21 protein-coding genes are annotated in these 26,982 nt (G+C 61.8%); 20 read left to right on the top strand and 1 reads right to left on the bottom strand.

Features of this window, described 5'->3' with window-relative positions:
* Positions 1-171: 171 nt before the first annotated feature.
* The 10 genes from HX855_RS19270 (at position 172) to HX855_RS19225 (ending at position 12,946) form a co-directional block, all read left to right on the top strand.
* Positions 172-1,449, top strand: a complete 1,278-nt coding sequence (locus tag HX855_RS19270) for an alkane 1-monooxygenase (RefSeq protein ID WP_177088284.1) — start codon at positions 172-174, stop codon at positions 1,447-1,449.
* A gap of 148 nt (positions 1,450-1,597) precedes the next feature.
* Positions 1,598-2,092: an alkane oxidation protein activator PraA gene (praA, locus tag HX855_RS19265; RefSeq protein WP_177088283.1), complete on the top strand. Its 495-nt coding sequence runs from the start codon at positions 1,598-1,600 to the stop codon at positions 2,090-2,092.
* Positions 2,093-2,223: 131 nt separating this feature from the next.
* Entirely contained in the window at positions 2,224-2,709 is a 486-nt protein-coding gene (gene praB / locus HX855_RS19260) for an alkane oxidation protein activator PraB (RefSeq protein WP_177088281.1), read from the top strand.
* A 133-nt stretch (positions 2,710-2,842) separates the two neighbouring features.
* Positions 2,843-3,151 (top strand): hypothetical protein, encoded by a 309-nt coding sequence (locus tag HX855_RS19255; RefSeq protein WP_177088279.1) that lies wholly within the window; start codon positions 2,843-2,845, stop codon positions 3,149-3,151.
* Positions 3,152-3,253: 102 nt separating this feature from the next.
* Positions 3,254-4,699, top strand: a complete 1,446-nt coding sequence (locus HX855_RS19250) for an outer membrane protein transport protein (protein WP_177088277.1) — start codon at positions 3,254-3,256, stop codon at positions 4,697-4,699.
* A 283-nt stretch (positions 4,700-4,982) separates the two neighbouring features.
* Positions 4,983-7,520, top strand: coding sequence for an acyl-CoA dehydrogenase (locus tag HX855_RS19245; RefSeq protein ID WP_177088275.1), 2,538 nt, complete (start codon positions 4,983-4,985; stop codon positions 7,518-7,520).
* Positions 7,521-7,678: 158 nt separating this feature from the next.
* Positions 7,679-9,022: a 3-oxoacyl-ACP reductase gene (locus tag HX855_RS19240; RefSeq protein WP_177088273.1), complete on the top strand. Its 1,344-nt coding sequence runs from the start codon at positions 7,679-7,681 to the stop codon at positions 9,020-9,022.
* 3 nt (positions 9,023-9,025) lie between these two features.
* Complete coding sequence (locus HX855_RS19235) at positions 9,026-9,916, top strand: MaoC/PaaZ C-terminal domain-containing protein (protein WP_177088271.1); 891 nt, start codon at positions 9,026-9,028, stop codon at positions 9,914-9,916.
* On the top strand, positions 9,913-11,211 hold the full coding sequence (locus HX855_RS19230) for an acetyl-CoA C-acetyltransferase (RefSeq protein ID WP_177088269.1): 1,299 nt from the start codon (positions 9,913-9,915) through the stop codon (positions 11,209-11,211). The genes HX855_RS19235 and HX855_RS19230 overlap by 4 nt, the downstream gene beginning before the upstream one ends.
* 31 nt (positions 11,212-11,242) lie before the next feature.
* Positions 11,243-12,946 (top strand): AMP-binding protein, encoded by a 1,704-nt coding sequence (locus tag HX855_RS19225; RefSeq protein WP_177088267.1) that lies wholly within the window; start codon positions 11,243-11,245, stop codon positions 12,944-12,946.
* A gap of 175 nt (positions 12,947-13,121) precedes the next feature.
* Here HX855_RS19225 and HX855_RS19220 read toward each other — a convergent pair whose 3' ends face one another.
* Entirely contained in the window at positions 13,122-14,018 is an 897-nt protein-coding gene (locus HX855_RS19220) for a MurR/RpiR family transcriptional regulator (RefSeq protein WP_010173178.1), read from the bottom strand.
* 303 nt (positions 14,019-14,321) lie between these two features.
* Here HX855_RS19220 and iolC point away from each other — a divergent pair, with 303 nt between their 5' ends.
* The 10 genes from iolC (at position 14,322) to HX855_RS19170 (ending at position 26,945) form a co-directional block, all read left to right on the top strand.
* Positions 14,322-16,259, top strand: a complete 1,938-nt coding sequence (iolC, locus tag HX855_RS19215; RefSeq protein WP_177088265.1) for a 5-dehydro-2-deoxygluconokinase — start codon at positions 14,322-14,324, stop codon at positions 16,257-16,259.
* A gap of 167 nt (positions 16,260-16,426) precedes the next feature.
* Positions 16,427-17,320 carry a myo-inosose-2 dehydratase gene (gene iolE, locus HX855_RS19210; protein WP_177088263.1) on the top strand — a complete coding sequence of 298 codons (894 nt, stop codon included), beginning with the start codon at positions 16,427-16,429 and terminating at the stop codon, positions 17,318-17,320.
* Entirely contained in the window at positions 17,317-18,111 is a 795-nt protein-coding gene (gene iolB / locus HX855_RS19205) for a 5-deoxy-glucuronate isomerase (protein WP_177088261.1), read from the top strand. Before iolE ends, iolB begins: the two co-directional genes overlap by 4 nt.
* 22 nt (positions 18,112-18,133) lie before the next feature.
* Positions 18,134-19,636 (top strand): CoA-acylating methylmalonate-semialdehyde dehydrogenase, encoded by a 1,503-nt coding sequence (locus tag HX855_RS19200; protein WP_177088259.1) that lies wholly within the window; start codon positions 18,134-18,136, stop codon positions 19,634-19,636.
* 27 nt (positions 19,637-19,663) lie between these two features.
* A complete protein-coding gene (locus HX855_RS19195; RefSeq protein ID WP_177088257.1) occupies positions 19,664-20,479 on the top strand; it encodes a TIM barrel protein in 816 nt (271 codons plus the stop codon).
* Between the two features lie 10 nt (positions 20,480-20,489).
* On the top strand, positions 20,490-22,421 hold the full coding sequence (gene iolD / locus HX855_RS19190; protein WP_177088255.1) for a 3D-(3,5/4)-trihydroxycyclohexane-1,2-dione acylhydrolase (decyclizing): 1,932 nt from the start codon (positions 20,490-20,492) through the stop codon (positions 22,419-22,421).
* 19 nt (positions 22,422-22,440) lie between these two features.
* The gene (locus HX855_RS19185; RefSeq protein ID WP_177088253.1) at positions 22,441-23,451 is read left to right on the top strand and encodes a Gfo/Idh/MocA family protein; all 1,011 of its coding nucleotides are present in this window, start codon (positions 22,441-22,443) and stop codon (positions 23,449-23,451) included.
* A gap of 159 nt (positions 23,452-23,610) precedes the next feature.
* Positions 23,611-24,471 (top strand): sugar phosphate isomerase/epimerase family protein, encoded by an 861-nt coding sequence (locus HX855_RS19180; RefSeq protein ID WP_177088251.1) that lies wholly within the window; start codon positions 23,611-23,613, stop codon positions 24,469-24,471.
* 131 nt (positions 24,472-24,602) lie between these two features.
* Complete coding sequence (locus HX855_RS19175; RefSeq protein WP_177088249.1) at positions 24,603-25,640, top strand: Gfo/Idh/MocA family protein; 1,038 nt, start codon at positions 24,603-24,605, stop codon at positions 25,638-25,640.
* Between the two features lie 369 nt (positions 25,641-26,009).
* A complete protein-coding gene (locus tag HX855_RS19170) occupies positions 26,010-26,945 on the top strand; it encodes a sugar ABC transporter substrate-binding protein (protein ID WP_177088247.1) in 936 nt (311 codons plus the stop codon).
* The last annotated feature ends 37 nt before the right edge of the window (positions 26,946-26,982 follow it).

Genomic DNA, 26,982 nt, shown 5'->3' with positions numbered 1-26,982 from the left:
AATTATTTCAATGTGTAATTTGAAACAATTTTTGAAATGCCTAAGAGCGAATAAAATAATGAAAAAAACGCCTTTTATCGCATGGTTGAATTCTCGGAGCAGTCATCGCTCCGTGTGCCTGTTCAGTGTTGATGTTTACTCCCTGCCCACCTGCCTCGTGCGGAGGCTGCCATGAACCAGACCCTGGCTGCCCCGAACGTCTGGACCGACGGCAAACGCCACCTGTGGTGGCTCGGTATCATGCCTCTGGCTACCCCCTTGCTTTCCGGCCCCCTGGCCATCGCGACTGGCGTGCAATCGCTGTGGTGGGTCGGCGTACTGGTGATCTTCGGCCTGATCCCATTGATCGACGGCCTGCTGGGTGAAGACGTCAGTAACCCGCCGGAATCCGCCGTCAGCACCCTCGAATCCCAACGCTACTATCGCTGGATCGTCTACACCGGCGTGCTGTTCGTCATCTCCTCGGTGGTGATCACCGGGTGGCTGGCGGCAGGTGGCATTGACTGGATCATCAACGGCGGGCTGCTGAATGCCACTGCGGCCCTGGACCCCTCGAGCTGGTTGGCGAAGACCGCCGCGTTTGTCACCGTCCGTACTCAACTGCACGGCGAAGTCACCTGGTTCACCTACCTGGGCATGGCGATGTCCACCGGCGCCGCCACCGGCATCGCCATCAACACCGCCCATGAACTGGGGCACAAACCGCGCCTGCTGGAAGTCATCCTGGCCAAGATCACCCTGGCGCCCACTTTCTACGGGCACTTCTACACCGAACACAACCGTGGCCACCACGTGCGCGTCGCCACCCCCGAAGACCCGGCCAGCTCGCGGTTGGGCGAGAGCTTCTGGGCCTTCCTGCCACGCTCGGTGTGGTTCAGCGCCCGCTCGGCGTGGAACCTGGAACGTGAGCGCCTGCGCAAACTCGGCCTGCCGGCCTGGCACTGGAAGAACGCGGTGCTCAGCGCCTGGATGTACAGCGTGGTGTTGTGGGGCGCGATGATTGCCTGGTTGGGGGCGGCGGTGATTCCGTTCCTGATCATCCAGGGCATCTACGGCTTCTCGCTGCTGGAAGTGGTGAACTACGTCGAGCACTACGGCCTGAAACGCCAGAAGTTGCCCAACGGTCGTTATGAACGTTGCTCGCCCCGGCACTCGTGGAACAGTAATCGGATTGTGACCAACATCTTTCTGTTTCAACTACAGCGTCACTCTGATCACCACGCCAATCCAACCAGAAGTTATCAGTCCCTGCGTCACTTTGATGAATCGCCGCAACTGCCCTACGGGTACGCCAGCATGATTGTCTGGGCCTACGTGCCGTACTTGTGGCGACGACGCATGGACCACCGGGTACTCAAGCACTATGCCGGGGATATTACCCTGACCAATCTTCAACCTTCACAGCGTTTGAAGTACCTGGAGAAATACGGCAACACCAGCACCTTCTAACGTAAAGCCTTCAGCAGTAGGACGTACTCGGGATCTGTGTATCGCGCAGGTTTTTATCGCCCCGGCATTCGCGGTTTCGAGTACGGCTTAGTGGCAAGAAAGTTTGTTTGACCCGAACAAAAATAAAATTAAGGGAAGGACGTACACCATGCAAAACCCTGCCAAGTTCACCACGCACATTGTATTGGCTGCCCTGGGCCTGATCGTTTACCACCAGGCCCAGGCCGCCCGTATCGAACCGGCTGGCAGTGCGTTTACTGCCCAAGGACCCATCAGCTTTTCCAAGGGCGCGCTGATCAGCGCGGACTGCACCATTAAAGTCGCCGGCAAAGTCGCGGCGGATGGCGCGTCGGTGAATGTCGACAAGGTTGAATTCGACGGCGGCCTCAAGTGCAGCCGGGTGGAAGCGATCAACTTGCCGTGGGTATTAGTGGCTAAAGATACCAAGAGCGGTTCGATGTCGAAGATCGCTGTGGATGTGCACGCCTTCGGTCTGGGCGGCAAGTGCGGTCCCTCTACTGCGGACGGAACCTGGGATAACGCCACTGGCAAGTTAGAGGCTGCCAATGTGCCGATCGGCGAAGACTGCACGATTAAAACGGTGTCGATCAAGATGCCGCCCAGTTTCAAAGTAGTTGAGTAACAGTGGGATGTTGTAGCGGTAATTGAATTGAGATTTGGCTGGAAAGGGAAGTTCTGCAGATTCACCGTGACCTCTCGATCATGGCCATTACCCCTGGCGAAATGAATCGCCATAACATGTGAGGAAAAATAATGAAAAGCTTGAAAACCCTCGTTTGTGCAACTTCTTTCGCAATGTGCTTCGGCGCAGCTTCCATGGCCAGCGCGGCTTCCATCTCCCCGGATGGTCCGTTCTCGACCAACGCCGGCACCATCGTGGTGAAGTCGCCTTCGTCCTTCGGTGCAGCCGTGACCTGCGGCATCACCTTTACCGGCAACGTTAGCGGTGGCGTGGCTTCGATCAACGGTGCATCCCTGACCGGTGGCGGTCTGTGCGGCCTGCCTACGCTGACCAACCTGCCTTGGGTACTGACGGCTGCAACGGGTACCTCCGGGACCGTGACCAACGTCGGCTACAACATCACCTCGATCCCGGCCACGCACTGCGGCCCAACCACCATCGCTGTGACCTGGACGCCTGGCACCAATACGCTTTCGGCAGCCAACCAGGCGCTGACCGGCAACTGCACCGTGGTTTCGCTGAGTGTTGTTGCGCCAACGCTGACTGTTAACCCGTAAGCGCGACTCCGTAAAGGGCTGATCACCCCGTTGAAAGACCGGTGCCTCGTGTGAGGCACCGGTTGGGGAAACCAACGGCGGAGCCGGTTGGATACGTACTTATTGTCTGGGGAAGATGACAATGCAAAGCCTTGTGAAAACGACGCTCCTGGGTTCGATGTTGGTGGCTCTGGGCGTTGCCTCATCCCTGGCGGTCGCGGCGGGTTTCAGCCCACCGGGCCCGTTTAGCGGAACCAATGGCAGTGTTGTGTTGAAGCTGCCGTCGACTTTTCAAGCCCCGATGACCTGTGATCTGAGCCTGTCGGGGGCGATTGATGCCAATGGCGTGGCGATCATCGGCACTACCCATGTATTGAGCGCAACCCATCAAGCCATGAGCGGCTACTGCACGGTGGTGTCGTTGAACGCCACGCTGAGCGGCTCGCTCACCACCAATTCCTGAATACAGATACACCGTCCCAGAGCAGGTGCTTTTTGAAAGACGCTCTGTAGATACACGACTCACCGGCAGGGGCCGGGCGTAAATAATAATAAGGAGTACCGCATGAACAATAAGAAACAACATGCACACACGTTACTGGGACTGGCCCTTTTGGGGGGCTTGATAACCACGGGGCATGTGCAGGCGGGTGGGTTCTCCACGCCTACCTACGGTGCTCCGGGATGGGGTCGTGCCTTTGCGGGTGGTTCACTGTTCAAGAACGACCCCAGTGCCGCGTACAACAACCCGGCAGCCATGGCCTTCATCGACTCGACCATTGCGCAACAAACCGTCGATTACGCCCGGATCAAGATCAAGTACTCCGGCCAGGCCTATGACTACGCGGGCAACCCGGTGACCAATACGCCGGTACTGGATGATCTGGGCAACCTGGGCGATACAACCGTCAACAACAACAATGGAGGGCAAGGCGGTTTCACTGCATGGGTGCCAACGGGCTTTCTGGTGATTCCGGTGGGCGACCGTTTTGCGTTTGGTCTCAGTCAGGTCGTACCGCAGGGCATGAAAACCACTTGGGACCCTGACTCAAAATTTCGGGATTTCGCCGTCGATACCAAAATCGAGACCATCGGCCTGACAGGCTCCCTGTCGTTCAAGGTCAATGATCAGTTCTCGGTCGGTGGTGGCGCCATCGTTCAGCGCAGTCAAGGGTTCGTAAGTCAGAACGTTGATTTGCTGGCCGCTGCTGATGTTTCTCCGGGGCTTGGCGGCTCAGGGTTACCCACTGGCCTGGGGCATTCCTTGATGCGCGTGAAAGTCGATAACATCTCGGTGGGCTGGTTTGGTGGCGTGGTTTGGAAGCCGACGCTGCAAGACACACTTGGCTTGAACTATCACGCCAAGATCAAAAACAAGATGACCGGCAAATACAACATCTACACAGATGCCGTCGGCCGTAACGCGATGACCAATCCTATCGGTCCAAACGGCGAAACCCTCGTTGAAATCGCCTACCCAGGTCTCAAGCTGTTCCCGGACGGTGCCCACGCCAGTACCCAACTGGATATTCCGGCTACCGCTTCGATTGACTGGGTTCACCAGTTCAACGACCGCTGGACGTTGGGGGTGAGTGCCACCTGGACTGAATGGTCTTCCTTCCAGGACCTGACGCTCAAGTCCCAGGGCACCACTATTGTTGCCATTCCCTACAACTACAAAAACGCCTGGATGACCTCGATCGGTGGCGACTACAAAGCCACCGACGCACTCACCCTGCGCGCCGGTGTGGCTTACGACCAGACGCCTACCCGTAACTCCACCCGTGACCCACGGATCCCGGACGGTGACCGCTACTTCCTGGCATTTGGTGGCGGTTATGACATCAAGGCGATTCCTGGCCTGTCGGTGGATGCCGCGTACTCGCACCAGTTCGTTCAGAAGGTCAACCTGAAGACCAAGAACGTTGATCGGTTGGGCGCGGCGCAGTTGGACGGTACGGCTGAGTCCTCAGGTGACGTGGTCAGCTTGTCGGCAACCTATAAGTTCTAAGGTTGTCGAGGGCAGTCGTGGAGAAGGGCAGCCAGCGCATCTTGCTGCCCGGCTCCACGCTGTCGTCTATTGATGGGTAGCCCTGGCGACCTGTTTCGATTCCTTCTGCTTAACCTGCAAGGCTGACCCGGTTCAGCCGCATTTTTTTCGCCCAAGCATTAAATAAAAATTTCAAAACATAATTTGAATTTATCTTTTCAAGTTTGTAGTGTGGCTTTACGTCACAGGTCATTCCGATCTGCTTGGGCGTTGGCCGTACCCTGAATTGAGTAGAGGTATCCCCATGGTTATCTGGTTATTGGCGGGACTCGCAGCAGCGATTGCCCTGGCGTATCGACAAGCCGCTGCCACCCTCTGGCTGGGTGCCGGCCTGGTCTGGCTGGCGGTCGGTTACCTGTTCAACGTGGTGGCCGGTTTCGGCGCCGGCGTAGTGGCGGTGCTGGTGCTGTTGCCCGCGTTGCTGCTGACGATCAAACCCCTGCGCCGCGCCCTGTTGACCAGCAAGGCCCTGGGCCTTTTCCGCAGCATCATGCCGGCGATGTCCGACACTGAGCGCGCCGCCATCGAGTCCGGCACCGTGTGGTGGGACGCCGAGCTGTTCAGCGGCAAACCGCGCTGGGAGCGCCTGCTGCAAGCCGCGCCGGCCAGCCTCAGCGCTGAAGAACAGGCGTTCCTCGACAACGAAGTCGAGACCCTGTGTGACATGTCCAACGACTGGGAAACCACCCAGATCTGGCAAGACATGTCCCCCGAAGGCTGGCAGTACACCAAGGATGCCGGTTTCCTCGGCATGATCATTCCCAAGCAGTACGGCGGCAAAGGTTTCTCCCACTATGCCCATTCCCAGGTGGTGATGAAGCTGTCCACCCGTTGCTCGGCGGCGGCGATTTCGGTGATGGTGCCCAACTCCCTGGGCCCGGCTGAACTGCTGCTGCACTACGGCACCGATGCCCAGCGCAACTACTACCTGCCACGCCTGGCCCGTGGCGAAGACATCCCGTGCTTCGCCCTGACCAGCCCGTATGCCGGCTCCGACGCCGGGGCGATTCCGGACCTGGGCATCGTCTGCAAGGGCCAGCATGAAGGTGAGGAAGTGCTGGGTTTCCGGGTGACCTGGGACAAGCGTTACATCACCCTTGGCCCGATTGCCACGGTGCTCGGCCTGGCCTTCCGCGCCGAAGACCCGGATGGTTTGCTCGGCCAGCCCGGCTCCCTGGGCATTACTTGTGCGTTGATTCCTACGTCCCATCCGGGGGTCAACAGCGGCCGGCGTCACTGGCCACTCAACGCCGTGTTCCAGAACGGCCCGACCACCGGCAAGGATGTATTTATCCCGCTGGAATGGGTGATCGGTGGCCGCGAGCAAGTCGGCAACGGCTGGCGCATGTTGATGGAATGCCTGGCCGCCGGCCGGGCGATTTCCCTGCCGTCGGCCAACGTCGGCCTGGGCAAGGTGGCCGTGCGCGGCACCACGGCGTATGCGGCGATGCGCAAGCAGTTCGGCCTGCCCATCGGCAAGTTCGAAGGCGTGCAGGCGCCCCTGGCGCGCATGGCCGGGCATTTGTATGCCTGTGACGCGGTGCGCAAGGTCTCGGTGGCGTCACTGGATGCCGGTGAAAAGCCGTCGGTGATCTCGGCCATCGCCAAATACCACGTCACCGAGCGGGCACGCATCATCGTCAACGACGGCATGGACATCGTCGCCGGCAAGGGCATCTGCATGGGCCCCAATAACTTCCTCGCCCGGGCCTACCAGCAAAGCCCCATCGCTATCACCGTGGAAGGCGCCAACATCATGACCCGCTGCCTGATCATCTACGGCCAGGGCCTGATTCGCTGCCATCCGTATGTGTTCCGCGAGATGGAAGCCGCACGCAACACGGATCGGCGCAAGGCCCTGGTGGATTTCGACAGCGCGATGTTCGGTCACCTGAGCTTTGTGCTGGCCAATACCGTACGGGCCGCAGTGCATTCGCTGACGGGCGGGCGGCTGATTTCCGTGCCGGGCAAGACCGACCCGGCGTTGGCGTCCTACTACCGCCAGGCCAATCGGCTGTCGGTGGTGCTGGCATTGATCTCGGATATTTCCATGGGCGTGCTGGGCGGTGCCCTCAAGCGCAAGGAAAGCATCACCGGGCGGCTGGGAGACATTCTGTCCCAGCTGTACATCCTGTCCTGCGTGCTCAAGCGTTTTGAGGACGATGGCCGACCCCAGGCGGATTTGCCGCTGGTGCATTGGGCGGCTCAGGACGCGTTGCTGCGGGCCCATGAAGCCCTGGCTGAAGTGCTCGATAACTACCCCTCGAAAGCGGCGGCGGCCGTGGTGCGTGGCCTGACGTTCCCGTTCGGGATTCCCCTGCGCAAACCGTCGGATCGCCTGCTGGCGCAAGTGGCGGAGCTGGTGCAAGTGCCGGGGGAAACCCGCGACCGTTTGCTGGGCAACTCCTACATTCCACGGCCGGAAATCGACAAGCTCGCGTATGGCGAACTCGCCTTGCGCCTGCTGCCGCAAGTGGAGCTGATCGAGGCGCGGCTCAAGGGGGCGGTCAAGCAAGGCCTGATCGAACCGATGCCGATTTCCAGTGCTGCGTTTACGCCGTGGCGGGTCAAGGCGCGGGCGCTGGACCTGATCAGCGAGGACGACGACAGCTTGCTGGCGCGCTACGTGGAGTACGGCGATCACGCGATTCAGGTGGACGACTTCCCGCAGGACTTCGGCTTGCTGGAAGCCCTGCAACAGCGCCAGCAGGCGCTGGAACAGGCCGCCAAACCGAGCGCAAAACGCCGCGCCAGCCAAGGCGAAAACGCACCGGTCAACTGACTGGAACTGGAGGAGCACGGTCAATGTGGGAGCTGGCTTGCCTGCGATGCAGACGCCGCGGTGTATCCGTTACACCGAGGCGATGCCATCGCAGGCAAGCCAGCTCCCACAGGGGACCGGGTTTCCATGGCAACACCGTGTTGTGAGTGAGTTTATCCATGAGTGACAGCTACCTTTCTTTCGTCAATTCCCCTTGGGGAGCCTGGCTGGCCCGCACTGCCGGCCTGCCCCAACCCCTGACGCTGCAACGCCACCGCAGCGGCCAACAAGGCCTGGCCAACCCGGTAATCCTCGCCGGAGCAGGGCGCCTGGGGGCGGAAATCCAGCGCATCTTCACCGCCACCGACACAGTGACAGCCACGGCCGCGACCCTCAAGGCGCCTTCCACGGTCAAGGTCCAGGGCGCGGTGTTCGACGCCAGTGCCATCGCCGACCTCAAGCAACTGGACGAGCTCTACGGATTCTTCCACGCCAACGCCAAGCGCCTGGGCCAACACGCCCGGGTGGTGGTGCTCGGCACTGCGCCGGAACTGTGCAAGGACTTGCCCCAGGCCATTGCCCAACGTGCCCTTGAAGGCCTGGTACGCTCACTGGCCAAGGAATTGCGCCGGGCGATCACCGTCCAGTTGATCTACGTCGCACCGGGTGCCGAGGGGGCACTGGAAAGCAGCCTGCGGTTTTTCCTGTCGCGGCGCTCGGCCTATGTCTCAGGGCAGGTGGTGCGCCTCGAAACGCCGGTAGACACCCCAGCCGAGATCAATTGGGACAAGCCCCTCAGCGGCCGCCGCGCCCTGGTCACCGGCGCTTCCCGTGGCATCGGCCTGGCGATCGCCCAGGTGCTGGCCCGGGACGGTGCGCAAGTGGTCTGCGTGGACGTGCCTCAGGCCCAGGAGTCCTTGCAACAGGCGGCGAGCAGTGTCGGTGGTACCGCGCTGGCACTGGACATCACCGCCCCTGATGCCGCGCAACAGTTGCAGGCCCATGTCGGCCAACACGGCGCCTTCGACGTGGTGGTGCATAACGCCGGGATCACCCGCGACAAAACCATCGCCAAGATGACCGAAGCCGCGTGGCGCAACGTATTGGCGGTCAACCTGGAAGCACCGTTGCACCTGAGCACCACGCTGCTGGAAAGCCAGGGCCTGAAGCCGGGCGGGCGGATTGTGTGTGTGTCGTCGATTTCCGGCATCGCCGGCAACCTCGGGCAAAGCAATTACGCCACCTCCAAGGCCGGTGTGATTGGCCTGGTGCAAGGCCTGGCACCGCTAGCGGCGGCGCAGCAAGTGACCGTGAATGCCGTGGCGCCCGGGTTTATCGAAACCCAGATGACCGCGAAGATCCCGCTGATGATCCGCGAAGCGGGGCGGCGGATGAACTCCATGTCCCAGGGCGGGCAGCCCATCGACGTGGCAGAAACCATCGCCTGGCTGGCCCATCCGGCGTCCGGCGGGGTCAACGGCCAGGTGGTGCGGGTCTGCGGCCAAAGCCTGTTGGGAGCCTGACCCATGGACTATGTGACGCAGATTATTGACCCGCCGCCCTCGCGTTCGCGCCTGCTGCTGGACGGTGTATTGGCCCTGCGCAAACCCAAGGTGGAAGGCGCACCGACGCTGCCCAAAGAACGCCTGGTGCGGTCGGCGGTTGAGCTGTCTGCCCAGGGGATCGCCGCCTACGCTCGGGCCTGTGGTTTTCGACGGGAGCAGGGCGTGCCGCTGTCCTATCCCCATGTGTTGGCGTTTCCGTTGCACCTGATGCTGCTGACTCGCCCGAGCTTTCCGTACCCGGCCAGCGGCATGGTGCATCTGGCCAATCGCATTCGTCAGCACCAACGCCTCAAGGAGGGCCAGGCCTTGCGCCTGGAAGTGTATTGCGAGCGCTGGGTCGCCCATCCCAAGGGCCAGGCCCTGAGCATCGCCACCCGTGCCTACAGCGCAGGCACCCTGGTGTGGGAGAGCGACAGCCTGTACTTGCGGCGTGACGTAAACACCCCGGTCGGCGAGCCGTGGGACGACGTGCTGCCCTTGCAGGAAGAGGGTTTGCTGCGCACCCAGCGCTGGGTGCTGCCCGCCGATCTGGGGCGCCGGTTTGCCAAGGTCTCGGGGGATTTCAACCCGATTCACACCTCGGTGATTGGCGCCAGACTGTTCGGTTTTCGCCGGGCCATCGCCCACGGCATGTGGACCCTGGGCCGGGCCCTGGCCGCCCAGCAACCGCCGGGTGGACTGGAACAGGCCCAAGCCCATTGCGACTTCAAATTGCCGATTTTCCTGCCCGGCCAGGTGGCCCTGTGGAACGTCCCGCCCACCGGCCCGCGCCGTGAGTTTGAAGTGCGCAATTTCGCCGGTGACAAACCCCATATGCGCGGGCTGTTTATCTGGAATGAGAACCCTCGATGAGTGACTACAGCTTCAACCCGGCCCCGACCCGCCGCGTGGCGATTATTGGCGGTAACCGCATTCCGTTCGCCCGCTCCAACACCGTGTACGCCCACGACAGCAACCAGGATTTGCTGGTCGCCGCCCTGCAAGGCCTGGTGGACCGCTACAGCCTTCACGGCCTGCGCCTGGGGGAGTTTGCCGCCGGTGCGGTGATCAAGCATTCCCGGGATTTCAACCTGGCCCGGGAAAGCCTGCTGTCCACCACGCTGTCCCCCGAAACCCCGGCCTACGACCTGCAACAAGCCTGCGGCACCGGCCTGGAAGCGGCGTTGTTGGTGGCGAACAAGATCGCGCTCGGCCAGATTGAAGCGGGCATTGCCGGCGGCGCCGACACCACGTCCGACGCGCCCATTGGTATCAACGAATCCCTGCGCCGTACCTTGCTCGCCGCCAACCGCGCCAAGGGCAGCGCTGCCAAGTTGAAGGCCTTGATGAGCGTACGCCCGTCGATGTTTTTCAAGCCGCTGCTGCCGCGCAATGGCGAGCCGCGCACCGGCTTGTCCATGGGCGAGCACTGCGAAGAAATGGCCAAGCGCTGGCAGATCAAGCGCCTGGCCCAGGACGAGCTGACCCTCGCCAGCCACCAGCGGCTGGACGCGGCGTTCAAGCAGGGTTTTTTCGACGATTTGATCAGCCCGTATCGCGGCCTGGCCCGGGACAACAACCTGCGGGCCGACGCCAGCCTGGAGAAACTCGCCGGGCTGTCCCCGGCCTACGACCGCCAGAACGGCACGCTGACCGCCGGCAATTCCACGCCCCTGACCGATGGCGCCTCGGTGGTGCTGCTGGCCAGCGAAGCGTGGGCCGCCGAACGTGGCCTGCCGGTATTGGCCTATTTAAGAACCGGTGAAACCGCAGCAGTGAATTTTGTCGACGGCACCGAAGGCCTGCTGATGGCCCCGGCCTACGCCGTGCCGCGCATGCTCCAGCGCGAAGGCCTGACGTTCGCCGACTTTGATCTGTTCGAAATCCACGAAGCCTTCGCCGCCCAGGTGCTGTGCACCCTCAAGGCCTGGGAAGACCCGGATTACTGCCGCGACCGCCTGGGCCTCGACGCGCCGCTGGGCAGCATCGACCGCGCCAAGATGAACGTCAACGGTGGCTCTCTCGGCTGTGGCCACCCGTTCGCGGCCACCGGTGGCCGGCAACTGGCGGCGCTGGCCAAGGCCATCCATCAGCGGGGCGGCGGGCGTGGCTTGATTTCGATCTGCGCGGCGGGTGGGCTGGGCATTACCGCTATCGTCGAAAAGTAGTTCCCACTCTAAAAACAACAAGGAGACTGCCATGAACGCTGTAAGCCTGGAACAGACTGAACGCCTCTGGTTGAACGCTTACCTGCCCGGCGTGCCGGCCGACATCGACGCCGGCATCGAGGCGTACCCGTCGTTGCGCGAGGTGTTCCTGGAGCACTTGCACACGTTCCGCGATCGCGTGGCCTACGTCAGCATCGGCACCGAAATGACCTATGCCGACTGGGAGGTGCAGGGCCTCGCCTTCGCGGCCTGGCTGCAGGCCCAGGGCGTGAAAAAGGGTGACCGGGTGGCGTTGATGATGCCCAACTGCTTGCAGTACCCGATCTGCCTGCTGGGCACGATCCTGGCGGGGGCGGTGGTGGTCAACGTCAACCCGCTGTACACCGCCCGGGAGCTGCAACACCTGCTCAAGGACAGCGAGGCGGAGACGATCGTGATCTTCGAAAACTTCGCTCATACCCTGGAGAAGGTGGTCGCTGCCAGCACCGTAAAACGTGTGGTGATTGCGGCCATCGGCGACCTGCTCGGTACGTTCAAGGGCGCGGCGATGAACTTCATCCTGCGCAGCGTGCAAAAGCAGGTACCGCGCTTCAACCTGCCGGGTGCGGTGCGCTTCAACCAGGTGCTGAAACAGGGGCGCGGGCAGACCCACCTGGCGGTGCCGATGAACCGCGAAGACCTGGCCTTCCTGCAATACACCGGCGGCACCACCGGCGACGCCAAGGGCGTGATGCTCAGCCATCGCAACATCATCGCCAACCTGTTGCAGGCCAAGGCGTGGGTCGGTGACCAACTGGATCAGCACCAGCAGGAAACCAACGTCACCTTGCTGCCGCTGTACCACATCTTTTCCCTGACGGTGAACTGCCTGATGTTTATGTGCCTGGGCGGGCGCAACATCCTGATCGCCAACCCGCGGGATGTGAAACGGGTGCAGATGATCCTGCGCAAGGAGCGTTTCAACGGGATTGCAGGGGTGAATACGCTGTTCAACGGCTTGCTGGAAAACCAGGAATTCTGCGCCCGGGATTTCTCCGAGCTGCGCATGGTGATCGCCGGCGGCATGGCCACCCACACCGCCGTGGCCAAGCGCTGGAAGGAAGTCACCGGCTTGCCGATCATCGAAGGCTACGGCCTCACCGAATGCTCGCCGGTAGTCAGCATCAGCCCCATCGACATCTCACGCATGCGCGAAATGGAATTCACCGGCAGCATCGGCGTGCCGCTGCCGTCCACCTGGGTGCGGTTTGTCCGTGAGGACGGTGAGCTGGCGGAACTGGGGGAGCAGGGCGAGCTGCAAGTGCGCGGGCCGCAGGTGATGCAGGGTTACTGGAAACGCCCGGCGGAAACGGCCGAGGTCCTGGACGCCGACGGCTGGCTGTCCACCGGGGATATCGGGGTGATGAACGAGCAAGGCTTCATTCGCCTGGTGGACCGCAAGAAGGACATGATCCTGGTGTCCGGGTTCAACGTGTACCCCAACGAGATCGAAGACGTGGTGGCGCTGCACCCGGGCGTCGGCGAAGTGGCGGCGATTGGGGTTGAAGACGGCGTGACCGGGGAGCGGGTGAAGATCATCGTGGTGCGCAAGGACCCGAGTTTGACCCAGGAGCAGATTCTGGCCCATTGCCGGGAATATTTGACGGGGTACAAGGTGCCGCGGTTTGTGGAGTTTCGTACTGAAGAGTTGCCCAAGACAACGGTGGGCAAGGTGTTGCGCCGGGCACTGCGCTAACCCCAAATGAACGCGGTCAAAAATGTGGGAGCTGGCTTGCTGTGGCGAGCGGGCTTGCCCCGCGTTGGGCTGCGAAGCAGCCCCATCAATCTATGGTGAACCCGACGGGGGACAAGCCCCCTCGCCACAGCAAGCCAGCTCCCACATTGGATATCTGATGGCTGAAAGTTATTAGTCAGTCGTCGAACCCCACCTGCTCATGAATCTCGTCGACCTTCAACTCCAGCCGATACGCCACGGCAATGAACAACGCCTGGCACAGGCACAGCGTCGCACTCAGTGACCTGAACGCAAACGACGACCCTTCATTCACCAGCAACACCGTGCTCGCCCGCTTGGCCAGGGGCGACAGGTTGCTGTCGGTAATGATCAGCGTCTTGGCCTGATGATGCTGGGCAATCCGCAGGCAGTGCTGGGTTTCCTTGCCGTACGGCGTAAAGCTGATGGCGATCACCAGGTCATTGGCCCGCACACTGCGCATCTGCTCGCGATAGCTGCCGCCCAACCCCGAGACCAGGTGAATGCGCTTGTTGGTGTGCTGCAGGTTGTACACCAGGTAATCCGCCACGGCGAATGAACGGCGCACGCCCACCACGTAGATGTTGTCGGCGTTCACCACCAGGTCTACGGCCTTGTCGAAGGCCACGTCGTCCAGCTCCAGCCCCAGGCGCTCGATGCCGGACAGGGTGGCATTCACGCACTCACGCGCCAGGTCGCCGCCGCTGGCTTTCTGCGACTTGTTGGCGATCATGCTGCGGATGCGTTGCTGGTAGTTCTGCACTGGTGTGGTCTTGTGGGTGTAGGCCTCGCGGAACAACGCCTGCATCTCACTGAAGCCACTGAAACCGAAACGCTGGGAAAACCGCACGATGGCCGACGGGTGCACTTCGCATTCACGGGCGATGTCGCTGATGCGGTCGACCATGATCCGGTCGCTCTGCTGGCTCATGTAGCTGGCGATGCGTTTGAGCTGGCGCGGCAGGCTCTCGTATTCATCGGTGATCAGCTGCAGCAGCCGCTCGGCGTTGATCGGCGGGCTGGCGAGTGCGTCTTCCGGGGCGCTCTGGGACATAGGGAATCCTTCTGGCTTGTTCTTATAGGGCGCGGTGAGCCGCCCCTGACAATAAGTCGATGTGCGCAAGTCTACAGGGTAGGCGCAAAAAAATACCTCGGCATCCCGCCCCACGGTGCAGGTGAAACGATGCACCGTGGCTGGAACACCCCGATGGTGGCGTATTGGAAAATATATTCCACAAAAAATATTTATAGAATAAATATTGATTGGTGCCGCCAGACGTTCTAGTCTGCTTGCACCAAGAGCGTATGCCGCCACCACGACGGCACACGCAGGCTGATAAAAATAACAGGAGCCAGCATGGGCCAGACTCGTTTTGCCAGTGGGCGTCAATTGGATCTGATTTGCCTGGGACGCCTGGGCGTCGACCTTTACGCACAACAAGTGGGTGCACGGCTGGAGGATGTCTCAAGCTTCGCCAAGTACCTCGGCGGTTCCTCCGCCAACATCGCCTTCGGTACGGCGCGGCTGGGGCTGCGGTCGGCGATGTTGAGCCGGGTGGGGGACGACCATATGGGACGTTTCCTGCTGGAGTCCCTGGCCCGTGAAGGCTGTGATGTCAGCGGCATCAAGGTTGACCCGGAACGCCTCACCGCCCTGGTGCTGCTGGGCCTCAAGGACCGCGAAACCTTCCCGCTGGTGTTCTACCGCGAAAACTGTGCCGACATGGCCCTGCGCGCCGAAGACATCAGCGAAGCCTTTATTGCCTCCAGCAAGGCGCTGCTGATCACCGGCACTCACTTCTCCACCGACGGCGTGTACAAGGCCAGCATCCAGGCGCTGGACTATGCCGAGAAGCACCACGTCAAACGCGTGCTCGACATCGACTACCGCCCGGTGCTCTGGGGCCTGGCCGGCAAGGCCGACGGTGAGACCCGGTTTGTGGCCGACCAGAATGTCAGCCAGCACGTGCAAAAAATCCTCCCGCGGTTTGACCTGATCGTCGGCACCGAAGAAGAATTCCTGATTGCCGGTGGCAGCGAAGATTTGCTCACCGCGCTGCGTACCGTGCGCGGCCTGACCTCGGCCACCCTGGTGGTCAAGCTCGGCCCGCAAGGCTGCACGGTGATCCACGGCGACATCCCGGCCCGCCTCGAAGACGGTGCCATCTACCCCGGTGTGCGGGTGGAAGTGCTCAACGTCTTGGGCGCCGGTGATGCCTTTATGTCCGGCTTCCTCAGCGGCTGGCTGATCGATGCCAGCGACGAGCGTTGCTGCCAGCTGGCCAATGCCTGCGGCGGCCTGGTGGTGTCCCGCCATGCCTGCGCACCGGCCATGCCGACCAAGGCCGAACTCGATTACCTGTTCAACAGCCCGGTGCCGATTACCCGCCCGGACCAGGACGCAGTGCTGCAACGCCTGCACCAGGTCAGTGTGCCGCGCAAAGTCTGGAAACAGCTGTTTGTGTTTGCCTTCGACCACCGCTGGCAGCTGGTGGAACTGGCACAAAAAGGCGGCCAGGACCCGGCGCGCATCAGCGCCCTCAAGCAACTGTTTATCCAGGCCGTGGAACGGGTTGAACGCAAACTGGCGGAGCAGGGCATCGAGGCTGATGTCGGGATTCTGGCCGACCAACGCTTCGGCCAGGACGCGCTGAACGCTGCCAGCGGTCGCGGCTGGTGGATCGCCCGCCCGGTGGAAGTGCAGAACTCACGGCCCTTGGTCTTTGAGCACGGTCGCTCGGTGGGCAGCAACCTGATTGCCTGGCCCCAGGAACAGATCATCAAGTGCCTGGTGCAATTCCACCCCGACGACGAACCGCTGCTGCGCCTGGAGCAGGAAGCGCAACTCAAGAGCCTGTACCAGGCGTCCCTGGTCAGCGGCCATGAGCTGCTGCTGGAAATCGTGCCGCCCAAGGATCACCCGTCCACCTACCCCGACGTGCTGTATCGCAGCCTCAAGCGCCTGTACAACCTGGGCATCTACCCGGCGTGGTGGAAGATTGAAGCGCAATCGGCCGAAGACTGGAAAAAGCTCGACGAACTGATCCAGGAACGCGATCCCTACTGCCGGGGCGTGGTGCTGCTGGGCCTGAACGCTTCCGCCGAATGCCTGGCGGATGGCTTCCGGCAAGCCAGCCACAGCCAGACCTGTCGTGGTTTCGCCGTGGGCCGCACGATCTTCCAGGAGCCAAGCCGCGCCTGGCTGGCGGGGGAGATTGACGATGAGGGGTTGATTCAACAAGCCCAGGGCATATTCGAACAACTGATTAATGCCTGGCGCAGTTCTCGACGTTAAACACCGGTCGTTGACTGGAATGCAATCAAATGTGGGAGCTGGCTTGCCTGCGATGGCATCACCTCGGTACACCTGTTAGACCGAGTCGCCCGCATCGCAGGCAAGCCAGCTCCCACATAAAGCAGATCTCACCCGCCTTAAGTTAGAAAACAATAATAGGTGCAGCCATGCCCGCTATCCGAATTGGCATCAACCCGATCTCCTGGAGCAACGACGACCTGCCGGCCCTGGGCGGCGAAACGCCGTTGAGCACAGCCCTCAGCGAAGGCAAGGCCATCGGCTACGAAGGCTTCGAACTCAACGGCAAGTTCCCCAAGGACGCCAAAGGCGTGGGCGATGTACTGCGCCCGTATGACCTGGCCCTGGTCTCCGGCTGGTACTCCAGCCGCCTGGCCCGGCGCTCGGTGGCGGAAGAAATCGAGGCCATCGCCGGCCACGTCGAACTGCTGCGGGAAAACGGCGCCAGTGTGCTGGTGTACGGCGAAGTCGCCGACTCGATCCAGGGTTCGCCGGTACGCCTGATGGAACGCCCGCGTTTCCACAGTGAACAGGCCTGGCAGGCCTACGCCGACAAGCTCACTGAACTGGCGCGTTTCACCCTGTCCCAGGGCGTGCGCCTGGCGTACCACCACCATATGGGCGCCTACGTCGAATCCCCGGAAGACATCGATCAACTGATGCGCCGCACCGGCCCCGAAGTCGGCCTGCTGTTCGATTCGGGCCACTGCTATATGGGCGGCGGCGAACCCATCGAGGTGCTGCGCAAACACATCGACCGCATCTGCCACGTGCACTTCAAGGACGTGCGCAAGCCGGTGGTGCAACTGGCGCGCAACCAGATGTGGAGCTTCCCGGACTGCATCGTCAACGGCACCTTCACCGTGCCGGGCGACGGTGATATCGACTTCGCCGCGCTGCTGGACGTGCTGCTGGCCGCCAACTACCACGGCTGGCTGGTGGTGGAGGCCGAGCAGGATCCGGCGGTGGCGCCGAGCTACATCTATGCGAAGAAGGGCTACGACACCCTGCGCGCACTGTTGAGCGAGAGGATTGGACAATGAGCCTGTTGGTCAAAAGCAGCAAACGCGGGCAAACCATGGTCGCACTGGAAGAAGGGCGCCTGGAGTACGTGGGCTTCTCTGCCTACCGCTTGAGCCTCGGCGAAACCTTGCCCGTCACCGCCGGTGATAAAGAGCTGTGCCTGGTGTTGCTCAGCGGCCGGGTGACGATTCAGGGCGAAGGCTTCAAGTGGGAAAACCTCGGCGATCGCCACTCGGTGTTCGAAGACAAATCCCCGTTCGCCGCCTACCTGCCACCGGGCACCGACGCCCAGGTCACTGCGCTGAGCGACGTGCAAATTGCTGTCTGCGCCGCTCCCGGTTCCACCGAGGCCGGTCTGGCGCCACGGTTGATCCGCCCCGAACAATGCAAGCGCAGCGTCCGCGGCAAGGGCGCCAACACCCGCTACGTGTGCGACATCCTGCCCGACAGCGAGCCCGCCCATTCGCTGCTGGTGGTGGAGGTGCGTACGCCGTCCGGTCACTCGTCGAGCTACCCGCCCCACAAGCACGACACCGACGATTTGCCGCACCAGAGCTTTCTCGAAGAAACCTATTACCACCAGATCAACCCGCCACAGGGCTTTGTGTTCCAGCGCGTCTACACCGACGACCGCAGCATCGACCAGGCCATGGCCGTGGAAAACAGCGACCTGGTGGTGGTGCCCAAGGGGTATCACCCGGTCAGCGTGCCGTATGGCTACGAGTCCTACTACTTGAACGTGATGGCCGGCCCCAAGCGCGCCTGGCATTTCCATAACGACCCGCAGCACAGCTGGCTGCTGGATCTTTAAGCCTTTCCGACGGAGAACAATAATGAGCAACGCCCAGGTAATCGGCCACTACATCAACGGCCAGGTGCAGGACAGCGGCAGCGAGCGTTTCAGCCCGGTGTTCAACCCGGCCACCGGCGAAGTCCAGGCCCGTGTCGGGCTGGCCAGCCAGAAGACCGTCGATGAGGCCGTGGCGTCGGCACTGAAAGCCTTTCCGGCGTGGTCCGAGCAATCGTCCCTGCGCCGTTCGCGGGTGCTGTTCAAGTTCAAGGAACTGCTCGACCAGCACCACGACGAGTTGGCCGAAATCATCAGCCGTGAGCACGGCAAGGTGTTCTCCGATGCCAAGGGTGAAGTGACCCGCGGCATCGAGATTGTCGAGTACGCCTGTGGCGCGCCGAACCTGTTGAAAACCGATTTCAGCGACAACATCGGCGGTGGCATCGACAACTGGAACCTGCGCCAGCCCCTGGGCGTGTGCGCCGGCATCACCCCGTTCAACTTTCCGGTGATGGTGCCGCTGTGGATGATCCCGCTGGCGCTGGCCACCGGTAACTGCTTCATCCTCAAACCGTCCGAGCGCGACCCGTCCGCCAGTGTGCTGATGGCCCGCCTGTTGACCGAAGCCGGGCTGCCCGACGGCGTGTTCAACGTGGTGCAGGGCGACAAGAGCGCGGTGGACGGCCTGTTGCAGCACCCGGACATCGAGGCGATTTCGTTTGTCGGCTCCACACCGATTGCCGAGTACATCCACCAGCAGGCGACCCAGCGTGGCAAGCGGGTGCAGGCCTTGGGCGGCGCCAAGAACCATATGATCGTGATGCCGGATGCTGACCTGGACCAGGCGGCCGACGCCTTGATCGGTGCGGCCTACGGCTCGGCCGGCGAGCGTTGCATGGCGATCTCGATTGCGGTGGTGGTGGGTGATGTCGGCGACAAGCTGATCGAAAAACTGCTGCCGCGCATTGACCAGTTGAAGGTCGGCAACGGCATGCAGAAAGACAGCGAGATGGGCCCATTGGTCACCGCTGAACACAAGGCCAAGGTTGAAGGCTTTATCGACCAGGGCGTGGCCCAGGGCGCGAAGCTGATTGTGGATGGCCGTGGCTTCAAGGTGCCGGGGGCGGAGGGTGGTTTCTTCGTCGGTGCGACCTTGTTCGATAACGTCACCACCGAAATGAGCATCTACCAGCAAGAGATCTTCGGGCCGGTGCTGGGCATCGTGCGGGTGGCGGATTTTGCCAGCGCCGTGGCCTTGATCAACGCCCATGAGTTCGGCAACGGCGTGTCGTGCTTTACCAGCGACGGCGGCATTGCCCGCGCGTTTGCCCGCACCATCAAGGTGGGCATGGTCGGCATCAACGTGCCGATTCCGGTGCCCATGGCCTGGCATTCGTTTGGCGGCTGGAAGCGCTCGCTGTTTGGCGACCACCATGCCTACGGCGAAGAAGGCATTCGTTTCTACAGCCGCTACAAAAGCGTCATGCAACGCTGGCCCGACAGCATCGCCAAGGGCCCTGAATTCAGCATGCCAACCGCCAAGTAACTTTTTCGAGTGTGGAGCACAACAATAATGAAGTCGCCTCTACGTTTTGCCCTGAACCGCATGGTCGCCCCCAGCCTTTCCCTGCCGGACTTTATCCAACTGGCGGTGACCTTGAAATGCGACGCCATCGAGATCCGCAACGACCTCAAGGGCATCGAGATTGAAGACGGCACCCCCGCCAGCCGCGTGCGCGAATTGTGCGCGGTGCACGGCATCACCGTGCTGTCGATCAACGCGCTGTACCCGTTCGATGTGTGGAACGACGAGCGCCGCGCCCAGGCGATCAAGCTGGCCGCCTATGCCCGCGAATGCGGTGCGCAGGCGTTGGTGATGTGCCCGCTGAACGACCGCGCCGACTCACGCAACGAAGCCCAGCGCGCGGCCGGTCTGCGCACCGCGTTGAGCGAACTGGCGCCGATCCTGCGGGAATACGGGATTCTCGGTTTTGTCGAACCCCTGGGCTTTGAAGAATGCTCCCTGCGCCGCAAGCGCGTGGCAGTGGATGCGATCAAGGCCATTGGCGGGCTGGATGTGTTCCGCGTGGTGCACGACACCTTCCACCACCACCTGGCCAGTGAACATGAGTTCTTCCCCGAGCTGACCGGGCTGGTGCACATCTCCGGTGTGGAAGACGCCGACGCGCCGCTGAACTCGATCCGCGACGGCCACCGCGTGCTGGTGGGCGAGGCTGACATTCTTGGCAATGCGGCCCAGATCGACACCTTGCTCAGCACCGGCTACAGCGGCCACCTGTCGTTCGAACCGTTTGCCGAAAGCGTGCACGGCCTGGCGGACATCAAGCAGGCACTGGGGGCGAGCATGGCCCACCTGCAGAAACGATAAGGGGCACCTCATGACCACAACCCGATTGACCATGGCCCAGGCCCTGGTGAAGTTTCTGGATAACCAATACATCGAAGTCGACGGTGTGCAGAGCAAGTTCGTCGCCGGCATGTTCACGATTTTCGGCCACGGTAATGTGCTGGGCCTGGGCCAGGCCCTGGAGCAGGACAGCGGCGACCTGGTGGTGCACCAGGGCCGCAACGAACAGGGCATGGCCCACGCGGCGATTGGTTTTGCCAAGCAGCACCTGCGCCGCAAGATCTACGCCTGCACCTCTTCGGTAGGGCCGGGCGCGGCGAATATGTTGACCGCTGCCGCCACTGCCACCGCCAACCGTATTCCGTTGCTGCTGTTGCCCGGCGATGTCTACGCCAGCCGCCAGCCGGACCCGGTGCTGCAACAGATCGAGCAGTTCCACGACTTGAGCATCAGCACCAACGACGCCTTTCGTTCGGTCAGCAAATACTGGGACCGCATCAACCGCCCGGAACAGTTGATGACCGCGGCGATCCACGCCATGCGCGTGCTCACCGACCCTGCCGAAACCGGCGCGGTGACCCTGGCCTTGCCGCAGGATGTGCAGGGCGAGGCGTGGGACTACCCGGATTACTTCCTGCAAAAACGCGTGCACCGTATCGACCGTCGTCCGGCCACCGAAGCGATGCTGGGCGATGCCGTGGCGGCGTTCAAAGGCAAGCGCAAACCGCTGATCGTGTGCGGCGGCGGGGTCAAATACTCCGGCGCGAATGAAGCGCTGCGAGCCTTTGCCGAACGCTTCGACATTCCTTTCGCGGAAACCCAGGCGGGCAAGAGCGCGGTGGTGTCCAGCCATCCGCTGAACCTCGGCGGCCTGGGTGAAACCGGCTGCCTGGCGGCGAACCTGTTGGCGCCGGAAGCCGACCTGATTATCGGCATCGGCACGCGCTACACCGACTTCACCACCTCGTCCAAGTCTCTGTTCAAGCACCCCGAGGTGCGGTTTCTCAACCTCAATATCAGCCCGTGCGATGTGCTGAAACTGGACGCCGTGCAAGTGCTGGCGGATGCCAAGGTGGGCCTGGAAGCGCTGGCTGAAGCCCTGGGTGACTATCGCTCCAGCTGGGGCGATCAGCCTCGGGATGCCAAGGCGCAGTTGGACGTCGAGGTCGACCGCATCTACCAGGCTGACTACCAGAGCGAAAACTTCGTCCCGGAAATCAACGACCACATGGACCCGGCGGTGCTGCGGGAATTCATCGAACTGACCGGCTCCTGCCTGACCCAAAGCCGCGTACTCGGTGTGCTCAATGAAACCCTGGCCGACGACGCGATCATCGTTGCCGCCGCCGGCAGCCTGCCGGGTGACTTGCAGCGCAGCTGGCGCAGCAAGGGCGTCAATACTTACCACGTCGAGTACGGCTATTCGTGCATGGGTTATGAGGTCAACGCCGCATTGGGCGTCAAGTTGGCCGAGCCTGAGCGCGAGGTGTACGCCCTGGTGGGGGATGGCTCCTACATGATGCTGCACTCGGAGCTGGCCACCTCGATCCAGGAGCGGCGCAAGATCAACGTGGTGCTGCTGGACAACATGACGTTCGGCTGCATCAACAACCTGCAGATGGAACACGGCATGGACAGCTTCGGCACCGAGTTCCGCTTCCGTAATCCTGAAACCGGCAAGCTCGACGGCGGTTTTGTGCCGGTGGACTTCGCCATGAGCGCGGCGGCCTATGGCTGCAAGACCTACAAGGTCAACACCGTGGAGCAACTGCAGGCGGCGCTGGCCGACGCCCGCACGCAAACCGTGTCGACGCTGATTGATATCAAGGTTCTGCCCAAAACCATGATCCACAAATACCTGTCGTGGTGGCGCGTCGGTGTGGCGCAGGTGTCCACCAGCGCGCGCACCGATGCGGTGGCCAAACAACTCAATGAACGCCTGGCCAAGGCCCGGCAGTACTAATAACAAGAGGAGTGTTTCCATGTCTTTGAAGTTGGGTGTTATCGGTACTGGCGCCATCGGCCAGGATCACATTCGTCGTTGCAGCCAGACCTTGCTCAACAGCCAGGTGGTGGCCGTCACCGACATCAACCTTGCGCAGGCTGCCAAGGTCGTTGCCGACCTGAAACTCACCGCCGAGGTGTACCCGGACGGCCACGCGCTGATCAACTCGCCGCAAGTCGAAGCGATCCTGGTGACCTCCTGGGGCCCGAGCCACGAAGAGTTCGTGCTGGCGGCGATTGCGGCCGGCAAACCGGTGTTCTGCGAGAAGCCCCTGGCCGTGACGGCCGAAGGCTGCCGCAAGATCGTCGAGGCCGAAGTGGCCCACGGCAAGCGCCTGGTGCAAGTGGGCTTCATGCGCCCCTATGACCAGGGCTACCGCGCCTTGAAAGCCGTGATCGACAGCGGCCAGATCGGCGAGCCGTTGATGCTGCACTGCGCACACCGCAACCCGACGGTGGGTGAGAACTACAAGACTGACATGGCGATTACCGACACCTTGATCCACGAGTTGGATGTATTGCGCTGGTTGCTGGCCGATGACTACGTGTCGGTGCAGGTGGTGTTCCCGCGCAAATCGGGCAAAGCCCTGGCGCACCTGCGTGACCCACAGATCGTGCTGCTGGAAACCGCCAAGGGCACGCGCATCGATGTGGAAGTGTTTGTGAACTGCCAGTACGGCTACGACATTCAGTGTGAAGTGGTGGGGGAGACCGGTATTGCGAAACTGCCGGAACCGTCCCAGGTGCAGATGCGCAGCGGGGCCAAGCTGTCGAACGCCATTTTGATGGATTGGAAGGACCGCTTTATCGCCGCCTATGACGTCGAGTTGCAGGCATTTATCGATGGTGTGAGGGCAGGGCAGGTCGGCGGGCCGTCGGCCTGGGATGGTTTTGCGGCAGCGGTGGCGGCGGATGCGTGCATCGAGGCGCAGAACAGCGGGCAAATTGTGAAAGTAGGCCTGCCACCCCGTCCACCTTTCTACGGCTGACACCTATTCCACTGGAGGAACCCGATCAGTGTGGGAGCTGGCTTGCCTGCGATGACGGCGGCACATTCAACAAGACTGTCGCCTGATACACCGCTATCGCAGGCAAGCCAGCTCCCACATTTGATCGGGTTCCTACATCAAATTCGGGAGATCTCAAGCATGCGTATCGCATTAGACCCCTACATGTACCGCCACCTGCCCCTCGGCCAAATGGTCGACAAGGCTGCCGAGCTCGGCTACCAGCACATCGAACTCTCGCCCCGGGAAGACTTCCTGCCGTTCTACAAGGCAGCTCGGGTCGACCGGGCGCGCATCAAGGAATTTCGCAAGGCCTTGAGCGACGCCGGTGTGCAACTGTCCTCCCTGCTGCCCATGTACCACTGGGCCGCCGCCGACGAAGGCCTGCGGGTGGCCGCCGTGCGTAACTGGAAGCGTGCGATCCAGATCGCCGTGGAAATGGACTGCGAACTGGTCAACACCGAGTTCACCGGCCAGTCCGACAACCCGCTGGTGTGCGAAAACCAGTTCATGCGCTCCATGGATGAGCTGATGCCGGAGTTCGAACGCGAAGGCGTCAAGCTGGATATCCAGGCGCACCCGTACGATTTTTGCGAGCGCAACAACGAGTCGGTGGACATCATTCGCGGCCTCGACCGCGACTGGATCAACTACCTCTACGCCGCGCCGCACACCTTCTTCTATGACGACGGCAAGGGCGATATCGCCTCGATGCTCAAGTACGCAGGCTCCAAGCTCAGCCACTTGATCATCGCCGACACCTACAACCACCGGGCGTCATCTAACCTGCGCTACATCGTCAACCCGCCGGGCGTTACCGCCACCGTGCACCAGCACCTGGACATCGGCCAGGGCGAGGTGAACTGGGACGCGTTTTTCGGCACCCTGCGGGAAATCAAGTTCGACGGCATCGCCACGGTGTCGGTGTTTGCCTGGGAAGACCGGCCGGATGAGTCCAACCGGATGATGCTGGAGCGGGTTACCCGCGAGCTGTGCTGTTAGATCGTTGCGGCTTGCTCTGTGGCGAGGGAGCTTGCTCCCGCTGGGGTGCGAAGCGCCCCCAAAAGCTTGCGACTGCTACGCAGCCGAGCGGGAGCAAGCTCCCTCGCCACCATTAACCAAGGAGTATTTGTATGCGAATCGGACTGGTTGGATACGGCAAAGGTGGCCGGGTTTTTCATGCACCCCTGATTGCGAGCCTGCCGGGGGCAACCTTTGTAGGCGTGGTGACGCGTTCACCCGAGCGCCGCCAGCAATTGGCGGCTGAGCATCCCGGCGTCAAAGCGTTCGACACCATCGGCCAGATCGTCGAGGCGGGCGTCGATGCGTTGGTGATCTCCACCACCCTCAAGGGCCGTCCGGCCCTGGTATTGGAAGCCATCGAACACGGCGTGGCGGTGGTCAGCGACAAACCCTTCGCCAGCAATACCGAACAGGCCCAGGCCTTGATCACGGCTGCCGAACGCCAGGGCGTGTTGCTCAGCGTCTACCAGAACCGGCGCTGGGACTCGGACTTCCTGACCCTGCGCAAGCTGATCGACGCCGGTGCCCTGGGCACTGTCACCCGTTTTGAATCCCGTGTGGAGCGCTACAATCCAGGCTCCGTGGGCAATGCCAGCGGCGGCGGGTTCCTGCGTGACCTGGGCAGCCACCTGGTGGACCAGGCCATGCAGTTGTTCGGCCCGGTGGAACGGGTGTTCGCACAATTGCACTACACCCCGCAGGAGCCTACGGTGGATCACGGTTTTTTCGTGTCCATGACCCACACCAATGGGGTGATTTCCCACCTGTGGGGCAGTGCCTTGCAGAACAGCCAGGCGCCGCGTTTCCGGGTCAATGGCACGGCGGGTTGTTACACCGTAGAAGGGCTGGATGGCCAGGAAGAATTGCTGATGGCCGGCAAGACCCCGAAGACCGAGGGCGAGCACTGGGGCGCTGAAGAGCACCGACGTTGGGGCTGGTTCGAGCAGGGTGAACAACGCGAGCGTGTGCCGTCGGAGAAGGGCCGCTGGAATCAGTTCTACAGTCAGCTGCAAAATGCGGTGGAAGGCCATGGGCCGTTGCCGGTGGATGCCCGGGATGCGCTGGAAACCACCCGTGTACTGGACGCGGCGCGCCTCAGTTCCGAGCGCGGGCAGGTGGTGGAAATGCCGGCGGTTGAGCACCTATGATGAAAAATAGAATAAAATTCTAAAACAGGTTGATATGGAAATTATTTTCCAATAAAGTCATTTCCAGGTTGCATAAAGTACGTTCGGACTCGATTCGGGCGACTCGACAAAAACAAGATCAAAACAACCAGGTACCGTCAGATGAAAATCTTTAACGCTGTACTGCGAGTTTTACGTCCTGCCCTCACGCCACGCGGTCTGCCCCGCGCCCGGCCGTTTTACTTTTCCCTCCTGAATGTCCTGTGCGTCGAAAACAAGGGTTCCCTGGTGTGCTGTATTCCGGGGGCACCGATCGTTCGACTGCCTGCATCCACGCTCTGATAAACGCAACGTCCACAAAACCAACAAGAAATTGGAGACAGACCGTTCATGAAGACCAAGATCCGTTTCGCCTCGCTGGCCCTGTCCATCATGCTTGCCAGCGGTGTGGCGAGCGCCGCCGACATCAAGGTGGGCGTCAGCATGTCGCAATTCGACGACACCTGGCTGACCTACCTGCGCGAGGACATGGACAAGCAAGCCAAGTCCTATCCCAAGGGTGACGGCGTGCAACTGCAATTTGAAGATGCCCGCGCCGATGTGGTCAAGCAGCTCAGCCAGGTGGAAAACTTCATCAGCCAGAAGGTCGACGCCATTGTGGTCAACCCGGTGGACACAGCGTCCACCGGCAGAATGATCAAGGCTGCGACCGATGCGGGTATCCCGCTGGTTTTCGTCAACCGCCGTCCTGACCAGAAGGACCTGCCCAAAGGCGTGGCCACCGTGGTCTCCGACGACAAGGAAGCCGGTCGCCTGCAAATGCAATACCTGGCGGACAAGATGGGCGGCAAGGGCAAGATCGTGATTCTGCTCGGCGACCTGGCCAACAATTCGACCACCAACCGCACCGACGGTGTAAAGGAAATCCTGGCCAAGTACCCGGGCATCAAGATCGAACAGGAACAGACCGGTATCTGGCTGCGCGACAAGGGCATGACCCTGGTGAACGACTGGTTGACCCAGGGCCGTGAGTTCAACGCCGTGGTCGCCAACAACGATGAAATGGCCATTGGGGCCGCCATGGCCTTGAAAACCGCCGGCGTCAAACCGGGCAGCGTATTGATCGGCGGGGTTGATGGCACGCCGGATGGATTGAACGCAATCACCCGGGGCGAGATGACGGTGTCGGTGTTCCAGGACGCCAACGGCCAGGCCGTGGGTTCGGTGGAAGCCGCCCGCAAGATGGCGAAACACGAGGACTTCGAGCAGAACGTGGTGATCCCGTTCAAGCTGATCACCCCGGACAACGTCAAAGACTTCAAGTAGTCCTTAATAACAACAATAAACCGGCAGGGCAGCCACG

The organism is Pseudomonas sp. IPO3778 (genome assembly GCF_013386825.1).
Classification (GTDB): domain Bacteria; phylum Pseudomonadota; class Gammaproteobacteria; order Pseudomonadales; family Pseudomonadaceae; genus Aquipseudomonas.
Note: the sequence above shows the minus strand (reverse complement) of the source record. Positions and strands in the feature narration are given on the sequence as shown.

What these genes read in the sequence shown, in the direction of transcription:
- HX855_RS19270 (WP_177088284.1), top strand. Translation starts at nt 172, where the DNA reads ATGAACCAGACCCTGGCTGCCCCGAACGTCTGGACCGACGGCAAACGC.
- praA (WP_177088283.1), top strand. Translation starts at nt 1,598, where the DNA reads ATGCAAAACCCTGCCAAGTTCACCACGCACATTGTATTGGCTGCCCTG.
- praB (WP_177088281.1), top strand. Translation starts at nt 2,224, where the DNA reads ATGAAAAGCTTGAAAACCCTCGTTTGTGCAACTTCTTTCGCAATGTGC.
- HX855_RS19250 (WP_177088277.1), top strand. Translation starts at nt 3,254, where the DNA reads ATGAACAATAAGAAACAACATGCACACACGTTACTGGGACTGGCCCTT.
- HX855_RS19245 (WP_177088275.1), top strand. Translation starts at nt 4,983, where the DNA reads ATGGTTATCTGGTTATTGGCGGGACTCGCAGCAGCGATTGCCCTGGCG.
- HX855_RS19240 (WP_177088273.1), top strand. Translation starts at nt 7,679, where the DNA reads ATGAGTGACAGCTACCTTTCTTTCGTCAATTCCCCTTGGGGAGCCTGG.
- HX855_RS19235 (WP_177088271.1), top strand. Translation starts at nt 9,026, where the DNA reads ATGGACTATGTGACGCAGATTATTGACCCGCCGCCCTCGCGTTCGCGC.
- HX855_RS19230 (WP_177088269.1), top strand. Translation starts at nt 9,913, where the DNA reads ATGAGTGACTACAGCTTCAACCCGGCCCCGACCCGCCGCGTGGCGATT.
- HX855_RS19225 (WP_177088267.1), top strand. Translation starts at nt 11,243, where the DNA reads ATGAACGCTGTAAGCCTGGAACAGACTGAACGCCTCTGGTTGAACGCT.
- HX855_RS19220 (WP_010173178.1), bottom strand. Translation starts at nt 14,018, where the DNA reads ATGTCCCAGAGCGCCCCGGAAGACGCACTCGCCAGCCCGCCGATCAAC.
- iolC (WP_177088265.1), top strand. Translation starts at nt 14,322, where the DNA reads ATGGGCCAGACTCGTTTTGCCAGTGGGCGTCAATTGGATCTGATTTGC.
- iolE (WP_177088263.1), top strand. Translation starts at nt 16,427, where the DNA reads ATGCCCGCTATCCGAATTGGCATCAACCCGATCTCCTGGAGCAACGAC.
- iolB (WP_177088261.1), top strand. Translation starts at nt 17,317, where the DNA reads ATGAGCCTGTTGGTCAAAAGCAGCAAACGCGGGCAAACCATGGTCGCA.
- HX855_RS19200 (WP_177088259.1), top strand. Translation starts at nt 18,134, where the DNA reads ATGAGCAACGCCCAGGTAATCGGCCACTACATCAACGGCCAGGTGCAG.
- HX855_RS19195 (WP_177088257.1), top strand. Translation starts at nt 19,664, where the DNA reads ATGAAGTCGCCTCTACGTTTTGCCCTGAACCGCATGGTCGCCCCCAGC.
- iolD (WP_177088255.1), top strand. Translation starts at nt 20,490, where the DNA reads ATGACCACAACCCGATTGACCATGGCCCAGGCCCTGGTGAAGTTTCTG.
- HX855_RS19185 (WP_177088253.1), top strand. Translation starts at nt 22,441, where the DNA reads ATGTCTTTGAAGTTGGGTGTTATCGGTACTGGCGCCATCGGCCAGGAT.
- HX855_RS19180 (WP_177088251.1), top strand. Translation starts at nt 23,611, where the DNA reads ATGCGTATCGCATTAGACCCCTACATGTACCGCCACCTGCCCCTCGGC.
- HX855_RS19175 (WP_177088249.1), top strand. Translation starts at nt 24,603, where the DNA reads ATGCGAATCGGACTGGTTGGATACGGCAAAGGTGGCCGGGTTTTTCAT.
- HX855_RS19170 (WP_177088247.1), top strand. Translation starts at nt 26,010, where the DNA reads ATGAAGACCAAGATCCGTTTCGCCTCGCTGGCCCTGTCCATCATGCTT.